The following is a 17,951-nucleotide window of genomic DNA, read 5'->3' on the forward strand; positions in this document are numbered from 1 at the left end:
GTTAACTCGTTTAGACAATAGAAATTAAAATCGTAAGTGTATGAAGACAAGATTATTGATTGCAGCCTTAGTTACTTTTTCAGGACTGGTTGCATTTGCGCAGGAACCGGTTATGCCAGCTGCTGAAAAGGAAATAGCTTTAAAACGTCAGGATTCGATTGCTAAAGTAAAAGCAACGGAGCTACAAGCTCAGAAAGAAGCGGCGCGACAAGAAAAGCTGGCAGCTCTTGAAGCAGAAAAAGCTCAAAAAGAAGCTGAAAAAGCGACCAAAGCAGCAGAAAAAGAAAAATTAAAAGCTGAAAAAGAAAAAGAGAAGGCCATAAAACTCGAGGAAGAAAAAGTCAAAGCTGAAGAAAAGAGAGCCAAAGCCGAAGAGAAAAAGCTGAAAGAGATGGAAAAGGAAAGAAAACGAATGGAGAAGGAAAGAGAAAAAGCTGAAAAAGAACGCAAGAAAGCCGAAAAACAGAGAGAAAAAGCAATAGAGGCTAAAGAAGATCTGGCTAAAGCAAGAGAAAAACAGGATGAATTAAATGAAGATGTAGAAAAAGAACAGAAAAAGTTTGACAAAGAAAATAAAAAAGGAAATCTTTCTCCCAATGACATTCAAAAATGGAATGAAAAAATAGAAAAGAAAAAAGAGAAAGCTGCCGAACAAAGCAAAAAGGTAAAAAAAGCTGAAAGAGAAGCTGAAAAACTATAAATCAAACAATTACTAACGAGGGAATTATTATACAGAAATATTCCCTCGTTTTTTTATGAAACAGATTATTCCAATAGAATAAATGAATTAAAATCCTGTATATTTATAAGCTTTATACTACAACACAAAAAAAATCGTTAGAATTTAATAACTAAAAAACAACTTTCATGAAAAAGCTTCTAAAAATCATTGCCCTGTCATTAAGCCTCACTCTTTTACTTTCTTTCAATTCAAATGACCCCAAGAAAATAAGGGTAGTTATTGATGCCGGTCATGGCGGAATAGATTTTGGAGCAACCGAAAACGGTATCAGTGAAAAAGACCTTACTCTTTCAATTATCAACAAAATAAAGAGCATAAATACTAATGAAAATATAGAATTATTTTTCACCAGAAACGGTGATGAAGTAATCACATTAGCTGACCGTGTTCAAAAAATAAACGAAATAAATCCCGATCTGGTAATTTCATTACATGTAAATTCCATCAAAAACCCAACATCAAATGGTGCTGAAGTTTTTATCCCGAAAGATTTGGAACACACCAAAAAATCAGAAGAATTTGCTGCTAAATTTTTACAAATTCTGACAAACAAAACAAGTCTGCTATCAAACGGCATAAAAACGGCTCCTTTTTTCATTTTGAAAAAATCCAAATGCCCTGTTATTCTGGCTGAGATAGGTTATCTTTCAAACCATGCAGACAGAAAAATAATAACTTCTGAGGAAAATCAGGACAAGGTTGCGCAAGCTGTAATCGAATTTATATCCCAGATTAAATAATATTTATATTATTAAAAGTCTCAAAAAAAGCACTCAAAAGAGTGCTTTTTTTTTATTCTTCATAAGAAGATTCCAATGCTTTTATTGAATCAATCATTTTTTGGATTCTTTCATTTTCTTTCTTCTTTTGTTTTTTTCCAAGATAGAAATAAGCAAACATCATCCAGCCTACGTATACAATAATAACAACCGATTTAAGCAATACTTTCATTGGTTGCATCACTTCTATAAAATAAAACACAAACGCCAGATTCAGAAAAATAAAATACAACAGACTTACTTTACTGCCGACAAACTGCTGAAAAGCAAATGATTTTTCCAATTCAACAAGTGTCAACGAAGGTTTTTGCGTAAAGTCGATTTTTTTAAGCTGTATCATTTGATATAAGCGAATTACTGAAAATCCAAAAACACACAAAAACATCAAACCTAAACCAATGTAAGTCGTCTTCATTTTAAAGTCTATGACTGAAACCACCCATCCTATTGCCACAATAGTCAGTAAAAGTGTAATAACCTGAAAAATAATTTTATTGGCAAATGTGCTGCGTTCTTTTTTAGCTTTCAGGATAATTGTATCTGCATCCGGAATCTGGACTTCCTTCTGCTGTTTCCATACATCCATTATGTTGTCAAAGTCTTTCATATTTAGAATAGATTTCGCTTAATTGTTGTTTTATTCTATGAATTTTAACCCGTAAATTACCTTCTGATATTGAAGTGGCTGCAGCAATTTCAGCATACGGCACCTCTTCCAGCATAAGGGTTATAATAAGTCTGTCGGTTTCATTTAATTCGCTTGTGCATTTATACAACAGCTGAATTTGAGATTCTTTATCATTAGTTTCTTCACTTAATTTAAAGGCGCTTTTTTCTATATCGACATTATTTCTCTTTTTAGCATCCCGTAAATACAACAGACAAGTATTAACTGCAATTCTATAAACCCAGGTGCTTACCTGTGACTCTCCTCTAAACTTAGGCAGATTTTCCCAGACTTTGATAAATACTTCCTGATGCAAATCATCAGCTTGCATTGCATCACCTGTGTACCCTAAACAAAGACGGTGTACCTTTTGAGAATAATCGGCATAAATTTGTTTGAACTGATTTTCCACTTAATTTCTTGGTTTGCTTATGATTTTGAATTTAAAAATAAATCAATTTCATTTAAAAACCAGTCCTTTTGATCGTACATAATAAAATGCTTGCTGTCAGCAACTTTAATAATTTTGTTTTTCAGTAAAGCATACTGTGCGTTGTATTCTTTTTCACTCACTTCTTTAGTTCCAAAAATACTGGCCATTACAAGTATAGGTGATTTTATTTTTGCTATTTCCTGTCTCAGATCTGTGGTTGACATTTCAACAATTGTACTTCCCAAAGTAGTTCTGTCACTTTTAAAACTCCATTCAGCAATTTTTTTAGCATGAACTGAATCACTTACCTGATACATCATTGCTCTGGTCATGTTTTTGATATAACCTTCAGCCGGCAGTGACTTAAAATTATTGATTACCGTTTCCCTGTTAAACTGAGGCTGCTTTTTTAGTGTTTCCGCATTGGTTTCCGGCTTACCTATTGCTGATACAAACGGAAGGCCGTCAACACAAATTCCTTTCCCGAATAATTCCGGTGTTGTGCTGTTCAACCACAATGTCATAAAAGCTCCCAAACTGTGGCCTATCAGCATTGGTTTTTTCAATTTATTCACTTTTACATATTGGATGATTTCGTCACGTACCGTTTTCAATATTTCTTCGTCTTCAATTGGTTTTGCGCCTGCAAATCCAGCAATTGTGACAACATGTAACTGATATTTATTTTTTAAATGATCTACAGTTTCATTCCATACTTCCCCGCTGCATGAATAACCCGGGATTAAAATTACCGGCTTGCCTTTTCCGGTTACTTTTACTTCAAAAGATTTTTGCTGCCCAAAAACGTTTGCAAATGCAAGAACTGCCAATACTAAGATGATTGCTTTTCCACTAAAATTATTAGAGATTTTTTTTCTGTTTTGATGAATCATTGTTTTCATAATTATTGCTTTTTTAGTTGGTTTATTTTCTCTTTTGATACAAACCGAAATCAATTGTTACAAAAACAAATATTTTTTTAATTATTTTTTTTAAATAGTTGTTTGTCAGTTATTTAAATATTTATATTGTAAGTATTTTTTTTCAAAATAATATAAATAGTGCATTTCATCGATTTTATTTGTTAGTTTATCGAAAAAGTTTGTAATGTTGTCATGTCAAAACGGGTTAATAATTTGACAATGAACAAGTAACACAATTAAAAAACACAAACTATGATAAAAAAATCTTTGCCCCAAATCGCTCTTTTACTATTATTATCTTTTTCATTTATGTCATGTTCAAAGGAAGAAGCTGCCCCAAATCAATCAACAGCACCTGCACAGGTAAATGCAAAATTCAACTACACCTCAGAAGAGCTTGAAGTTTTGGCTTTAATAAACAATTACAGAGTAAGCAAAGGCTTAAATGCTTTAGAAAAAGTTGATTATATCTCAACCATATCAGAAAGTCATGACAAATATATGATTCAGGAAGGGAAACCTTCACACGATAATTTTTATGATAGATTTGAAGCTTTATCCAAAAATTTAGGAGCTAAGAATGTCAGTGAAAATGTAGCATACAACTACTCTAGTCCGCAAAGTGTTTTCAATGCATGGATGGCAAGTGACGGTCACAGATCTAATATTGAAGGAAATTATACTCACTTCGGAATAGCAATCAGAGCTAATGCTGAAGGAAAAAAATATTACACAAACCTATTTATGTTTAAATAATCAATTTGTTTGATAGTTAGTTTGTTTTATTTGATTTTTAAAACCGCCTCAGCACCCCAACTGAGGCGGTTTTTTAATTACTTTTTATAGTATCAGAACTTTCATCAAAATTAGTCTCTTCCAAATCTTCATATTTTTTGGTGATCTTCACAATTGGTTTATCTTGTGTACCTGAAATTTTTAGTGGAATTCCTATAATTCCTAAAGGCGGTAAACCTAAACGCATTTTCAAATTCAATTTACCATCTAATGAAGTCTGACCAGCTATTTTGGGTCTGAAACCAGCAACTTTGAACTTAAATTGTTCTAAAGTCATAATATTCTTTTTAACACTGCTTTTGATATCTATTTCTGAAAGATCTGGATTTTTAATACCTTCATGGGTTGTGGTTTTACTGATGGCATTAAATAATTTAAACCCTTTCATTTTTACATTCTTAACTGATAAAATCCCTTTTCCATTTAAAGAAGGATAAATAGGTTTCATTTCTTCATTAAGGTAACCTGCCACTTTGTAATCAAGTGACACGATACCTTCAGCTGACTTAGCTGCAGAAACCATATCTCTAAACATCTTCACCTCAGTATATGCTTTTTTTACATCAAAATCTTTAGCAATGATTTGATATTCAAATTTTGCCCTCTTAGTATTCAAATTCTTATAGGTCGCATTCATCTTTACCTTACAACCTATTAAATCGAAACCAGTATTTTTTAAATTCATTTCTCCATTATGCATTGAAAGATAACTAGTAAGCCCATTTATAGACAAACCTTCAAAATTTACTTTATTAAAATTTGTCAATAAACTAAAATCTAAATTGGGTGGAACAATTACTACACCATTATTTGAACTATTTGATTTTGAAGTAGTACTTGAAATTGGATTACTTGCCGTAAACTCATCAACATTTAAATATTTAGACTCAACTTTAAATTCGCCTTTTAAAATAGCTTTATCAGACATTACAAAATTGATCACGTTTTGCATATTCCCATTCATTCTAAAATCAGACTGCCCATATGTAGCCAAAAAGTTTTTAAAATTCATTTTATTTTGATTAAAAGAAAACAAACCTTCATTAATAACAAATGATTTTGCCAGATAACTTGATTTTAAGGTAATATCTTTCAAAAACAGCGTTCCACTATTCTCAAGTTTATTATATCTCCCTTTATCAGCATCACTTTGTTTCCCTTTGAGTGACAAGTTAGCTTTTACAATACCTTTAATATCCAGATTTTCTTGTGTAAAAACTTTATACACTCTTCCTAAATCAATTTCACCATTGGCTTTAATATCGTAAAGTACATCATCAAAATTTTCAAGAGACGCATTTACATTTATTTTCTTTCCTTCAAAATCAAACGAAGCTGGAGTAAATTTCACTTTTAAATCACTATAATTCCCAGTAGCATCGTTAATATTTGCCGTTAGATTTATAGCTGTTATAGGATTAGGATACCATGCCGTTTTTAAACTTCCATTTTGCAAAACAACATTCCCTTTAGTTACTGGAAACAATCTATTTTTTTTATCATATACTCCATTTGCCGTCACATTAGCTATCAATTTACCCGAGAAATCAACATTTTGAATACCAATTCCATCGTGTAGTTTTTTTAGATCAAGATCAGAATTAATTTTAGCTTTTATTGAAGGACTATCTATCCCTAAAGTTTCTATTTGAGCATTAAAATAATCCTTCCCCATTTTAAAAGACAAAGGAGAAATTTTGACTAACAATTTGTTTACATCAAGTGAAGGTAATTTGGTATATAAATTTAAACTTAAACCCGAAGCAGGATTTTTTGAGGCGTTATAATTAACAAATCCATCCCTAATCTTCATTTGATATGCTAGGTCAGGTTTACTATTACGTTCTACATTGTACTCCCCTTTCAAAGTAAGAAGCAAATCTGTTTTTCCCTTAATTTCAGTTTTTTCAAGCCATTTCACATATTGAGGAGGTAAGGCAGTAAAAAAATCATACAAATTACTATTAGTAGACTTTACGCTAAAATCAATATCGTATCCGTTTTTTAAAAAGTTTAGCTTCCCTTTAAAATCGATTGGCAATTGATTAATTACCAAATTATTTTGTTGAAAAATGAAAGCCAAGGAATTAGTGTTTATTTGAGTAATCAAATCAGCATTAATTTTCTTGTTTTTAAGATAGTCTTCACCTCCAAACATAAAATCAAAGGAGTCAATCTTAGCTTCAGTTACTAAATCAAAGATAGCACTATCAAAATCGCCTTTCCCCAAATAATTAAATCCAACAGCATTTATAGCCATTTTAATTGACTCATCATTATAGGTCAAATGCGTATTTTCTATTTGAATACGATCTAATTTTAAAGAAGTTTCTTTAGAATCTTTATTCTTTTCAGATTTCTGACTGGCAACATAAACATTATAATTAGCTTGTCCATTTTTATTTACCAATACATTTATCTCTGCATCTGATACATATATCTCATCTATTTTTACAGTACTATCGAAGATTAGACTTTTTAAATTAACCCCAAAAGAAATATTTTCAGCTTTGACTAAATTTTGCTCTTCGAAAGGAGCAGAACCATTTAATGAAAAATCGGTCAATGTAAGCGTTAAAGAGGGAAAATGGCTAAAAAAAGAAAGCTCTGTTTCTTTAAAATTAAGCTTTCCATTTAATTTTTTATTCGCAAATAATTTAATTTCTTCTTCTATTTTTCCTGGAAAAAGCTTTGGGAGTATGAACATTAATAACAAGATGGAAAAAAAAGTTATTCCAATGTATTTCAATGTTCGTATTACAATTTTTACCATCATTAATTTGTTCTATATAAATGAATATTACTTTATTCTATGACTAAGTATTTTCTTATATTAAGTTAAGAAAATAGAAACAAAAAAAGGGAATTAATTCCCTTTTTTTGTCCAATCATTAATTTTTGATTCTAAGAGTGCCAAAGGCATTACACCTGATTCTAAAACTTTTTGATGAAAGACTTTAATATCAAATTTATCCTTCATTTGATTTTGGGCTTTTTGTCTAAGTTCAATTAATTTTAATTGACCTATTTTATAAGATAGTGCTTGTCCTGGTATAGCCATGTATCGTTCAATTTCAGATATTATACTAGCTTCACTTTCGGCTTCGTTTTCCAAAGAATATTTAATAGCTTGTTCACGTGTCCATCCTTTAGAATGCAGTCCTGTATCCACCACTAAACGGATAGCTCTGTGCATTTCATTGCCTAACATTCCAAAGTATTGATACGGATCTTCATAAAGTCCTAATTCTTTCCCTAAACTTTCTGTATATAAAGCCCAGCCTTCACCATAAGCGCCAAACCAATTAAATTTTCTAAAATCAGGCAATTCTTTATTTTCTTGTTGCAGAGAAATTTGGAAATGATGTCCAGGTATTGCTTCATGCAAAAACAAATCTTCATCTCCATAATAATTGTATTTCGCTACATCAGGAATTGGGACATAAAAAACCCCAGGACGTGAACCATCAGCAGCTCCCTGCACATACTCAGCACTTGCCGTTTTTTCTCGGAATGCTTCTACTCTTCTGACTTCAAATGGAGTTTTAGGCTGTAAAGAGAATAATTTATCCACATTAGGTTTTATTTTTTTGTGGATCGCTTCAAAATTGGCAATGACTTCCTCCGGCTTTTTGAAAGGCATTAATTCTTTTTTATTTCTAACGTAATCAAAGAATTCAACTATAGTTCCTTTAAACCCAACCTGTTCTTTCACCTTCTCCATTTCAGATTTAAGACGGGCTACTTCACTTAAACCCAACTCATGAATTTCTTCAGGTGCTTTTGTAGTTGTTGTCCATTGTTTTGCATAAACAGAATACATTTCTTTTCCACCGGGAATGTTGCCTATACCACTGGTGTTTCTGGAAGCCGGCAAATATTCCTTTTTCAGGAAATCGACCATCTTTTTATACTGAGGCATCAATTTATTATTAATCATTGAAGCATAATCATTTTTTAAAGACGATTTTACTTCAATAGACAAATCATTTGGAAGGCTTTTAATTGAGGTATAAAAAATATTATCCTCAACTTTAGGTGTAATTTGCTCTTCAAATTGTGGAATCAATTTTATGGTTAAAGCTTTAGGAAGCACCATTTTTTTAGCCATTCCTTTCTTCATGTACACCATAGCTGAATCAATCCAAACACTGTAAGCATCCATTCTTTTTAAAAAGTTATGGTAATCCTGCTCTGTTTTAAATGGTTGTGCAGCAGTTGCGCTGGCATACTGCGTCATTGTTAAATGAGTTCCCCAAAACTGGTGTATTGGCATTAAATTATTATCTGTTTTAAGCAAATCTTTACCTATTGCCGTTTCCCATTTAATAATTTCGTAACTGATTTTTTCCTCAGGTGAAAGACTTTCAGCATCAATTCCTGATAATTCCGTTTCATACTTATCGAAAAAATCAGCCTGTTTTTTACGGTAGGAATCGGTCATTTCAAAAACAAACTGATCATTGTATTCGTTTTGCCCGTTAAGTGTGGCATTCAATGGTTCCAATTCATTTTTTTCTTTAAAATAATTCTTTGTTATGGTTGCAAAGTCTCCTGATTTTGAGTCTTTTTTACAACTTGCAAACAAAAATGGAAGCGCAGCTGTTAAAAGAATTGCTTTTTTCATAGTTTGATTTTAAAATGATTAGTAGTAAAACTACTAAAATTGATTGAGTTTAAAATAAAGAAGCCTTTAAACTTAACATTTTATTAAGTCTAAAGGCTTTATACAAATAAGCTTTTTAAGTTATCCGTGATATACTCTTGACGCTATTATTTTTCCGTCTCTTACTTCAAGAACTTCAGCCACCTGCATATCATCTTCCCCATCAACCTGTCTGATATATTCCATAAAAACCCTGTCGGTATTTGCCGTTAACGAAGTTACTTTGTAGTGCAGGCTTGGCAATCTGTCAAAAGCATCCTGCCACCACTCACGCATGGCCTGTTTACCAATTACCAATCCGTTGGTTTCTGGCTGGCGGATTTTTAACTTAGGGCTAAAATGCTTTGCTTCATCATCATACAATGATAATAATTTCTCCAGTTCTTTATTATTAAAAGCTTCAAACCATCTAAAGGCGATAGACTGTAAATTTTCCGGTGTCATAATTTTTATTAAAAAATCCCGAAGATTTCGGGATTGTATGTATTATATATTTTTTAAATTGATAATTTCCTGATCTGTTAAAAATCTCCAGTTACCTCGTGGCAGATTCTTTTTTGTTAAACCGGCAAAAACAACTCGGTCAACCTTTAAAACGTTATAGTTTAAATGTTCAAAAATAGAACGTACTACTTTTACATTTGACGTTTTGATTTGCAAACCTATTTCTGATTTTGGTTCATTTTCGATGTATGAAACCTCATCTACAAAAATTTTATGTTCGTTTATATGCAACCCTTTGGTAATTTTCTCTAAATCTTCAAATTTTAAATTCTTATCCAAAGTAACCTGATAAATTTTAGCAGAACGCTGTTTAGGCTGTGTAAACTTTCTAACCATGTCAGAATCATTTGTAAACAACAACAATCCCGTTGTGGTTTTATCCATTCTTCCCACAGGCTGTAATTTGGCTTTAGAAGCACCACGAATAAGATCCAAAACGTTATTTGCGTGCATATCTTCTTCTTTAGATGTCGTAAAACCTTTTGGTTTGTTTAACAACAGGTATTCTTTCTTTTCAGGAGTTACTACTGAGCCGTCAAAATTTACCACATCACCGGGTTTTACTTTGTAACCCATTTCAGTCACCACTTCACCATTTACTTTAACATTTCCTGACTGGATATAAATATCAGCATCACGGCGGGAACAAGCTCCGGAATTAGAAATATATTTGTTTAATCTGATTTCTTCAGACTCAAGAGATTTGATAGGTTTAGGTTTTTTATCAAATGATTTTGTCTTACCAAACTCAGGTTTCACCTTACCAAATTCAGGTTTGGCACTTGTATTTCCTTTTTTAAATCCTGCTTTTGCAGCTGAGCTGGGACGTTTGCCGCCAGCATTGGATTTACCTGAAGTATTGCGTTTATTATTTCCTCTTCCGTTAATCATCACAATTATTTTTTGCAAATATACTGATTAAATTAGCTTTATCTACTTTTAACTTGATTTGAAAGTATGCCATTAAAACTTCAGCAGATTTCTCCCGTGAATTAAAACCATAGGTTCAATAAGAACAATACTAAAAACTCCGGCAACAATCAGAATTTTTAAGGCATTATGAAGATGAACGTATTCTGAGTGTTCATTAGATTTCCACAATTTTATTAAAAAGGATATCAAAACAATCAAACTCACATAAAAATACACATCCATATAACCTACGTTAAACTTATCTACGAGAATATAGACCGGAATAATAGTAGAAAGTGTCAGAAGTGTAATGATATATTTAGAAATCTGCTCACCAAAACGCACAGGAATGGTTTGATAATTATTAGCCATATCCCCTTTTATATTCTCCAAATCCTTTATCATTTCCCTGATTAAGATTAACAGGAATAAAAAACCTGCATGGGCAAAAATAACATGGTAAAAATTCTTGAAGTACATTAGTATTCCAAAAAAAGGCAGAACTGCTAAAAGTGAAGCTGTTAAATTACCTACAATTGGATATTTTTTTAATTTGTGAGAATAAAACCAAATTAAGAAAATATACACCGAGTAAAAAAAAGCGGCTCTCCACGATATAATAAAAGCTAAAACCGCAGCCAGAAAGTTCAATCCAAAATAGACCTGCAATTTTGTTTTTTGACTTATCAATCTGTCCAGCATTGATTTTCTTGGTCTATTGATAAGATCTTTTTCGGAATCGTAAAAGTTATTAATAATATAACCCGAAGCTATTACCAAAGTAGACACAAAAACCAGAATAAATAAGCGCCAGTCTAAAATTACATCCAAAGCTCTCCTTTCAGGAGCCAGAATAAATATGGAAGAAAGGTATTGTGCTAAAACAATGATCGGAATATTATACCCACGCACCACAGAAAACAAACTGAGAATTTTCATCAGTAATAGTTTTGTTTTTCTTGTGAGCATACTATAATAGGATTTGAAAGTGTTTTACACCTTCGAAAATAAAAATTAAAACTGATATACGACTTCCAGTTTATAGTCTTTTAACGATACTTTAGCTTTTTCCAAATCTTCAGTGAAGCCTAAAATGTAGCCTCCGCCTCCGGAACCGCAAAGTTTTAAGTAATAATCGTTGGTATCGATGCCACGTTGCCATACCTGATGGAATTGCTCCGGAATCATTGGTTTAAAGTTATTCAATACTACTTTAGACAGTTCTTTTGTATTTGTAAACAATGATTTCACGTCGCCTTTAAGGAAGTTTTCCACGCAGGCATCAGTATATTTAATAAATTGTGATTTCAGCATTTTACGGAAACCTTCTTCTTTCAGTTTTTCCATAAAAATACTCACCATAGGAGCCGTTTCACCTACTAATCCTGAATCCAACAAGAATACTGCTCCTTTCCCGTTGGTACTTTGGGTCGGAATTCCTGTAGCTTCAATATTATCCTGAGAATTGATAAGAATAGGCAGGCTCAAATAACTGTTTAGCGGATCAAGCCCAGAACTTTTCCCATGAAAGAAAGCTTCCATTTGAGAAAAAATCCCTTTTAACTGCAATAGTTTCTCACGGGTAAGATTTTCTAAAACCGTAATTTTATTTAAAGCATATTTATCATAAATAGCCGCTACAAGTGCGCCGCTGCTTCCTACTCCATAACCTTGAGGGATACTGGAATCAAAATACATTCCAGCTTCAACATCGCTTTTTAAAGCATTGTTATTGAAAGTTACCAATTCAGGTTGTTCTTCCTGCAGTTCCTGCAAATAAGCTGTGAATTTTTTAAGACTGGTATTCGATTTAACCGCTTCTTCAGATGGATTCTCTTCTATTTTTAAAGCACCATTATAAAAATTATATGGAATTGCCAACCCCTTAGAATCTTTAATGATTCCGTACTCTCCGAAAAGTAGAATTTTTGAGTAAAATAATGGTCCTTTCATTTTGCAGCTTTGCTTTTAGACAATGAAGATAAATATACTTTGCAAAAGTACAAAATATTTTAAGGCAAGTATTTTGAATTTTAAAAATTTAGTATAATTTTTCAGTCTTGTATGTTTTGTCATACATTTAATGAACTTTAACATTGTTCCGTTTTAAACAAAGCATTTTTCAATTAAACCATTAAGAAATTAAGGTCACTAAGTCACTCCAAAACAGGCAATAAAACAATTAACTTTCTTAATCTCTTAATGGTAAAAAAAAAAATAGGTGTTACTCTAAAATTAAGAATAGTTAAGCCCTCTGGAAGATAAATACTGAATAGTTACAAAATATTTATTTTTTACCCATAAAAAAATCCCAATTCAGAAGTTGGCCGGCTTTATACTCCTCCATTTCCTCATCAGTGAATTTTTTATCATTAACCGCCATGTGTTTTTTGGACTTTTTAAATTTTTTCAAGAAAATTTTATCTAATCCATCTGTCATTGACAGATAATCAGATTCTAAAAGCTGTAACGCTTTATCCTGTTTGTTTAACTGTAAATCCATAGCCAAAATGTTTATGATAAAAACTGAGCTCCAAACCCAATCTCATCACAAATATATTGACCATTTTGACAATATTCAACTAATTGATTGTTAATTAATTGCAAAACTTCCGTTTTATTTTTTTCAGGATATAAAACATGTACATTGGCACCTGCATCAAGTGTAAAACAAACCGGAATTTGGGTATCATTTCTGAACTTCCAAATTTTATTAATGATCTCCAATGTATTAGGCTTCATCAATATAAAATAAGGCATTGATGTCATCATCATGGCGTGTAAGGTCAATGCTTCACTTTCAACTACTTTGATAAATTCCTCTATATTACCGGTTTCCAAAATAAATTTCATTTTAGACAGGTTCTCATGTGCCTGCTCAAAACGTCTTTCTGCAAAAGGATGATCGTGCATTAAATCATGTCCAACTGTACTCGAAACCTGTTTTTCTCCTTTATCGACCAATAAAATAGTATCCTGATAGTTTTTAAAATTGTCGTGCATACCTGAAAATCCCACTCCAAACAAATTTGAACTTCCTTCAATTTCTTTATGCTCTCCCCAGACAACTACCTGACCTTTTACGCTTCGGCAGGCACTTCCTGATCCTAAACGAGCCAGTAACGAAGCTTTTTGATAAAAATAGTCTTCAGCCATTTCAGGGTTTAACAATCTTTCAAGACTCATCACGTTCATTGCCAGCGCTGCCATCCCTGAAGCCGATGACGCGATTCCTGAACTGTGCGGAAATGTATTTTGAGTATCTATTGTAAAGTGAAAATCTTTTAAATAAGGACAATATTCAAAAATACGTTCGAAAAATTTTTGAATTTTTGGTTTAAAATCTTCTTTTGGCTTTCCTTCAAACAACAAATCGAAAGAGAAATCAGCTTGTACATCTTTTGCTATAAACGCCAATTTAGTTATCGTTTTACAATTATTCAGCGTAAAACTGATTGATGGATTAGCCGGTAACTGATTGCCGATTTTCCCCCAATATTTAACCAAAGCAATATTACTTGGTGCGCTCCATTCAAAAGCACCTTCGGTTGTGGAAATTGTATAATTTGAAGCGATAAAATCCTTTTCAGAAAACATAAAAACTAAAATTTACGCAAAGATACTACTTTAGAGGATTTGACATACTTTCATTTCAAATTCTTACTATTTCTGCATTTAAAGCTAAACGCAAAAGGTGAAGTTTCTTACCATAGAAACCTCACCTTTTGATTGGATATTTGAATACTTTTCTATTCTTTCACAAGTCTTTCTCTCTTTACACCTTTATCAGTCACAATTTCCAATAAGTAAATCCCTTTTCTTAAATCTCCAACCTCTAAAGACTGTTCTGAAGACGATTTTTTATAATTCTCTCTTTTCTGGATCTTATTAGAATAATCTAAAATTGAAACTGAAATAATTTTCTCATCATTACTTACCTTTATTGTCGCTAAATCCTTAACTGGATTAGGATAAATTACAGTAGCATTTTTAAGCTCAACAGGATCACTTGGAACTGGTTCAAGCTTATTTAAACATGATTTGAAAGTTTTTGTCCAAGAATAATCTGTCCAACCATAAGAACCATTAGGAATATCATAAACTAAGTTTTGTCCAGTAATTGTTGTACTTCTATAAACCATAGAAACAGTATAAGTGGTATTAGCATTACAATCATAAATAGACTGATTTGGAAGAACTGAGTTTGTTGGAAGATTAGAATTATTACTTAAAATAGTTAACTTGGTATCAGCTTGAGAACAAGTGCCCGCTACACTTAAATACAACTTACTTGCATTAACATAACTTCCTGTTACATTAAAGCCTATATATCCATTGTATAAGTTATCGCTGTTCTTTTTACAAAATGCACTTAAAGACAACGATAATGAAGGATCAGATTCTTTAACAACAGTAATATTGATATATTTTGTTGCTAATAACTGAGATGGTAAATCAGGCGCACCATTTGCGCAATAAACTCTCATAACATAACTTGTTGTTCCTAATGGCATACTTGTACCTGGAATACTAACACCATTACTATTATCTGAGCTGGAAACATAAGTCCCATTTGTTTTATTTAAAGTAATATGTTTATAATATCCAGAACCACAGCTAAAAATAGTATTGTATGCAACACTAAAGACACCTGTCATGTTTGGTTCATAAAACGGAATTGTAAATGTGTAGTTTGTTGTAGAACCAGAAGTAGTTGGTCCACTTACAGCTACAGCATTAGTATTGTTCCCATAATTAAATGTTTGTGCCTGTGAAACAAATGAAGCTCCAAAAAGCAAACAAATAATTCCTGCTTTTTTTAAGATTTGTAAAATAGTTTTTCTCATAATGTTTGTTTTAAAATTCCTACAAAACTAAAAACACAATTCTACCAAAACCTTACAAATCATACATTTGTGACGAATCCTATATAAAATAGTGACGAAAATTAAAATTTCAAAAAACAATTTTATCAAGATCATCCAAATAAGTCTCCCCGATTGGAATCTCAATATGATTTATCCAAATATGTTTTTTAGATTTTTGTTCAACTTTGTCAATTCTTACTATATAAGAACGATGCACTCTTAAAAATTCTAATGGATCCGAAATTTCATTAATAAAATCACTGATTTTCTCTCTTACAGTATACTTTTTTTGAATTGTATGAATATCAATGTAATTACCTGAAGACTTTACGAATAAAATATCGACAGTATTAATTCTTATCTCTTTACCGGCTTCTTTAAAAACATAATACTTCTCTCTTTTTTTTATTTTTCTCATCCATAATCGCAGTAATTCCCTAACTATATCTTGATTATAAGTAAACACTTTTATTTTAAAAAAAAGAAAAATCAAACCCGCTATAGCTAAAACTACAAGAGAAATGAACCACCAGGTTTCCCAAAAAGGCAAATTGACAGAAAACGAAATATTTAATTTATCATTTGATAATATTCTTCCTCCTTCAACTATTTGAACCATAAATTTATAATTCCCAGATGGCAAAAATTCATAGGAAATTTTCCGTTCTTTAGTATACCTCCAAACCTTATCCAGCCCTTCTATTTTGTATTTATACACTAAATTTTTATTATCTGAAAAAGAGACTGCTTCAATAAAAAAATCTATTTGATTTTGATTATGCTTTAACTCTGAATCGTTTAAAAATTGATTATAGATAACGTTATTAATCACTGCTCTTTTAAGCCTCAAAAAATACTTTTTTTGTTCAAATATTTTTTCGAATTGTGATTTTGAGAGTATTGACAAACCTTTTGAAGTACCAACATATATTTTATCCCCAATTACTTCAATATCTTTTAGCTGATTACCTAACAACCCATTCGAAGAGGTTATATACTCAACAGAAAAAGTTTTAGGATCAGTAAAATGTATTCTGTTCAAACCATAGTTGGTACAAGCCCAAATAGTATTTTTATCTTCAACATAAACTTCAGTTACCAAATCATTTGATAAGCCTTTCTTTTTATTAATAGCATATACGCTATTATATCTAGGATTATAAACTAACACACCCTCTCCTAAAGTAGCCATGTAAAATAGTCCTGATGATGCTTCATAGTCTAAATCATCTATTCTACAATTTAAACGAGGTATTGTTTTATGATAAATTTTATTTTTCCCAAAAACTCTTAATCCATCTATTGTCCCTAAATAATACCTACCATTATTAAAGGAAATATCATGAATTCTAAAATTTAGCGTGTCTGAAATTAGTTTATCATTTTCAAAAAGTGTGTAAATACCATATTGAGAAGAAACAAGTGCATTTGGATTATCGTCTGAAATCTTTAGAACTCCATGAAAATTTTTATTTTGATAGCCTAATGACGAAAAAACCTTATTATCGGTAAAAAAATATGTTGCCCTTTTTTGTTCGAAATATTGAACATGTGAAGGTGTATTTATTACACCTTTATGAATTTTTTTAAAATTATTCCCTTTAGTTTTTTTATAAATATCTCCGTTAAAAGTACCAATATATACATTGCCAAAAGGGTCACTTGTTAATGAATTAATACCTGAATTATCAAAAATAAAAGTATCTATTTGATTAGATGACATGTAAAAAACACCAGAATCGATAGTCGTTACCCACAAACCTCCAAAGCAATCTTTTAAAACTTTGGTAGGCGAATGATTTTCAAGAAATGATTTCTTTACATTTCCTTCAAAATCAAAAACCTTCGCGCCTTTACCTCTAAATCCAATCCAGAAAAAATTATCTCCATAAGCACCTGCTTCAAGAGGTTCATGGTTTTTAAAATTAATTTTTTTAGGCAAACTTCCTTTTTTGTGTAAGTATACAGCACTATCCGTAACTACAAGCTTAACTTTTTGTGAAACATTTACAATCCCTCTATGCATTGCAGAACAATATGGTTGTAAAAAAATTGAAGATTCAGTAGCTGAGAGATAATTGATCGATTGATTGGAATTAATTCTCTTTGTTTTAATAAATTTTGATCTTTTATCAAGAACAGCTTTACCATTTTTATCCAAGGTTCTACCTTTTATGATCGAAATAACACCTTTACGATCAATTTTTATGATTGACTCATTATTTGAAAGAAATAACTCTCCTTTTAAGTTTGAAGCAATACTCTTTAAAAAAAAGGTTGTATATCTCTTATCTTTCAAAAAATGCTTCAGAGCAGTGTTGTATTTATATCGATAGAATTTAGTTTCTCCGTTTTTAAAGTAAAATATTTTATTACTAAATGTTGAGCACCAAACGGTTCCATCTTCCTGAGGGAAAAAATCAAAAACAGTGATATCTGTCAAACCGTCTTTAGGTTCAAATTTTAGAAATTCATAGCCATTATATTGCGCTATTCCTCTATCTGTCGCAAACCAAACACAACCATTCTTATCCTGAAATGAGTCGTACACTTCATTACTAGGCAGGCCATTTTCCTGAGTATAATTTATAAACTTACCGTTCTGAGCAGTTGCAGTAGTAAAGAAAAGAAGGTACAGAAAAAATTTTAACCACATTAAATT

General features: G+C 31.5%; 16 protein-coding genes and 1 pseudogene. 3 read left to right on the forward strand and 14 right to left on the reverse strand.

The window, feature by feature from the left end; translation table 11 throughout:
• Positions 1-40: 40 nt before the first annotated feature.
• Positions 41-700: a hypothetical protein gene (locus EZM65_RS10735; protein ID WP_136668560.1), complete on the forward strand. Its 660-nt coding sequence runs from the start codon at positions 41-43 to the stop codon at positions 698-700.
• 167 nt (positions 701-867) lie between these two features.
• A complete protein-coding gene (locus tag EZM65_RS10740; RefSeq protein WP_136668561.1) occupies positions 868-1,482 on the forward strand; it encodes an N-acetylmuramoyl-L-alanine amidase in 615 nt (204 codons plus the stop codon).
• Between the two features lie 52 nt (positions 1,483-1,534).
• Here the strand turns inward: EZM65_RS10740 and EZM65_RS10745 are convergent, their stop codons facing one another.
• The 3 genes from EZM65_RS10745 to EZM65_RS10755 are packed head-to-tail and all read right to left on the reverse strand — an operon-like array spanning position 1,535 to position 3,523.
• The gene (locus EZM65_RS10745; protein ID WP_136668562.1) at positions 1,535-2,128 is read right to left on the reverse strand and encodes a hypothetical protein; all 594 of its coding nucleotides are present in this window, start codon (positions 2,126-2,128) and stop codon (positions 1,535-1,537) included.
• Complete coding sequence (locus tag EZM65_RS10750; protein ID WP_211196211.1) at positions 2,115-2,600, reverse strand: RNA polymerase sigma factor; 486 nt, start codon at positions 2,598-2,600, stop codon at positions 2,115-2,117. Before EZM65_RS10750 ends, EZM65_RS10745 begins: the two co-directional genes overlap by 14 nt.
• Positions 2,601-2,617: 17 nt before the next feature.
• Positions 2,618-3,523, reverse strand: coding sequence for an alpha/beta fold hydrolase (locus tag EZM65_RS10755; RefSeq protein WP_136668563.1), 906 nt, complete (start codon positions 3,521-3,523; stop codon positions 2,618-2,620).
• Between the two features lie 273 nt (positions 3,524-3,796).
• Here EZM65_RS10755 and EZM65_RS10760 point away from each other — a divergent pair, with 273 nt between their 5' ends.
• Complete coding sequence (locus EZM65_RS10760; protein WP_136668564.1) at positions 3,797-4,300, forward strand: CAP domain-containing protein; 504 nt, start codon at positions 3,797-3,799, stop codon at positions 4,298-4,300.
• Between the two features lie 73 nt (positions 4,301-4,373).
• Here EZM65_RS10760 and EZM65_RS10765 read toward each other — a convergent pair whose 3' ends face one another.
• The 11 genes and pseudogenes from EZM65_RS10765 to EZM65_RS15860 form a co-directional block, all read right to left on the reverse strand.
• The gene (locus tag EZM65_RS10765; protein ID WP_136668565.1) at positions 4,374-7,115 is read right to left on the reverse strand and encodes an AsmA-like C-terminal region-containing protein; all 2,742 of its coding nucleotides are present in this window, start codon (positions 7,113-7,115) and stop codon (positions 4,374-4,376) included.
• Between the two features lie 90 nt (positions 7,116-7,205).
• Positions 7,206-8,966, reverse strand: a complete 1,761-nt coding sequence (locus tag EZM65_RS10770) for a DUF885 family protein (RefSeq protein ID WP_136668566.1) — start codon at positions 8,964-8,966, stop codon at positions 7,206-7,208.
• Positions 8,967-9,086: 120 nt separating this feature from the next.
• Entirely contained in the window at positions 9,087-9,449 is a 363-nt protein-coding gene (locus tag EZM65_RS10775; protein WP_136668567.1) for a nuclear transport factor 2 family protein, read from the reverse strand.
• A gap of 42 nt (positions 9,450-9,491) precedes the next feature.
• Positions 9,492-10,400, reverse strand: coding sequence for a pseudouridine synthase (locus EZM65_RS10780; protein ID WP_136668568.1), 909 nt, complete (start codon positions 10,398-10,400; stop codon positions 9,492-9,494).
• A 72-nt stretch (positions 10,401-10,472) separates the two neighbouring features.
• Entirely contained in the window at positions 10,473-11,390 is a 918-nt protein-coding gene (locus EZM65_RS10785) for a geranylgeranylglycerol-phosphate geranylgeranyltransferase (RefSeq protein WP_136668569.1), read from the reverse strand.
• Between the two features lie 45 nt (positions 11,391-11,435).
• The gene (locus tag EZM65_RS10790; RefSeq protein ID WP_136668570.1) at positions 11,436-12,374 is read right to left on the reverse strand and encodes a mevalonate kinase; all 939 of its coding nucleotides are present in this window, start codon (positions 12,372-12,374) and stop codon (positions 11,436-11,438) included.
• A 334-nt stretch (positions 12,375-12,708) separates the two neighbouring features.
• Complete coding sequence (locus EZM65_RS10795) at positions 12,709-12,924, reverse strand: hypothetical protein (RefSeq protein ID WP_136668571.1); 216 nt, start codon at positions 12,922-12,924, stop codon at positions 12,709-12,711.
• An 11-nt stretch (positions 12,925-12,935) separates the two neighbouring features.
• Positions 12,936-14,018 carry a diphosphomevalonate/mevalonate 3,5-bisphosphate decarboxylase family protein gene (locus EZM65_RS10800; protein WP_136668572.1) on the reverse strand — a complete coding sequence of 361 codons (1,083 nt, stop codon included), beginning with the start codon at positions 14,016-14,018 and terminating at the stop codon, positions 12,936-12,938.
• Positions 14,019-14,170: 152 nt separating this feature from the next.
• Entirely contained in the window at positions 14,171-15,268 is a 1,098-nt protein-coding gene (locus tag EZM65_RS10805) for a T9SS type A sorting domain-containing protein (protein ID WP_136668573.1), read from the reverse strand.
• A 109-nt stretch (positions 15,269-15,377) separates the two neighbouring features.
• The gene (locus EZM65_RS10810) at positions 15,378-17,588 is read right to left on the reverse strand and encodes a LytTR family transcriptional regulator DNA-binding domain-containing protein (protein ID WP_248574855.1); all 2,211 of its coding nucleotides are present in this window, start codon (positions 17,586-17,588) and stop codon (positions 15,378-15,380) included.
• Positions 17,589-17,795: 207 nt separating this feature from the next.
• Positions 17,796-17,945, reverse strand: a pseudogene (locus tag EZM65_RS15860) (two-component regulator propeller domain-containing protein); the annotation flags it as partial.
• Between the last annotated feature and the right edge of the window lie 6 nt (positions 17,946-17,951).

It is taken from the genome of Flavobacterium sp. H122 (assembly GCF_004959765.1).
Lineage (GTDB): Bacteria > Bacteroidota > Bacteroidia > Flavobacteriales > Flavobacteriaceae > Flavobacterium.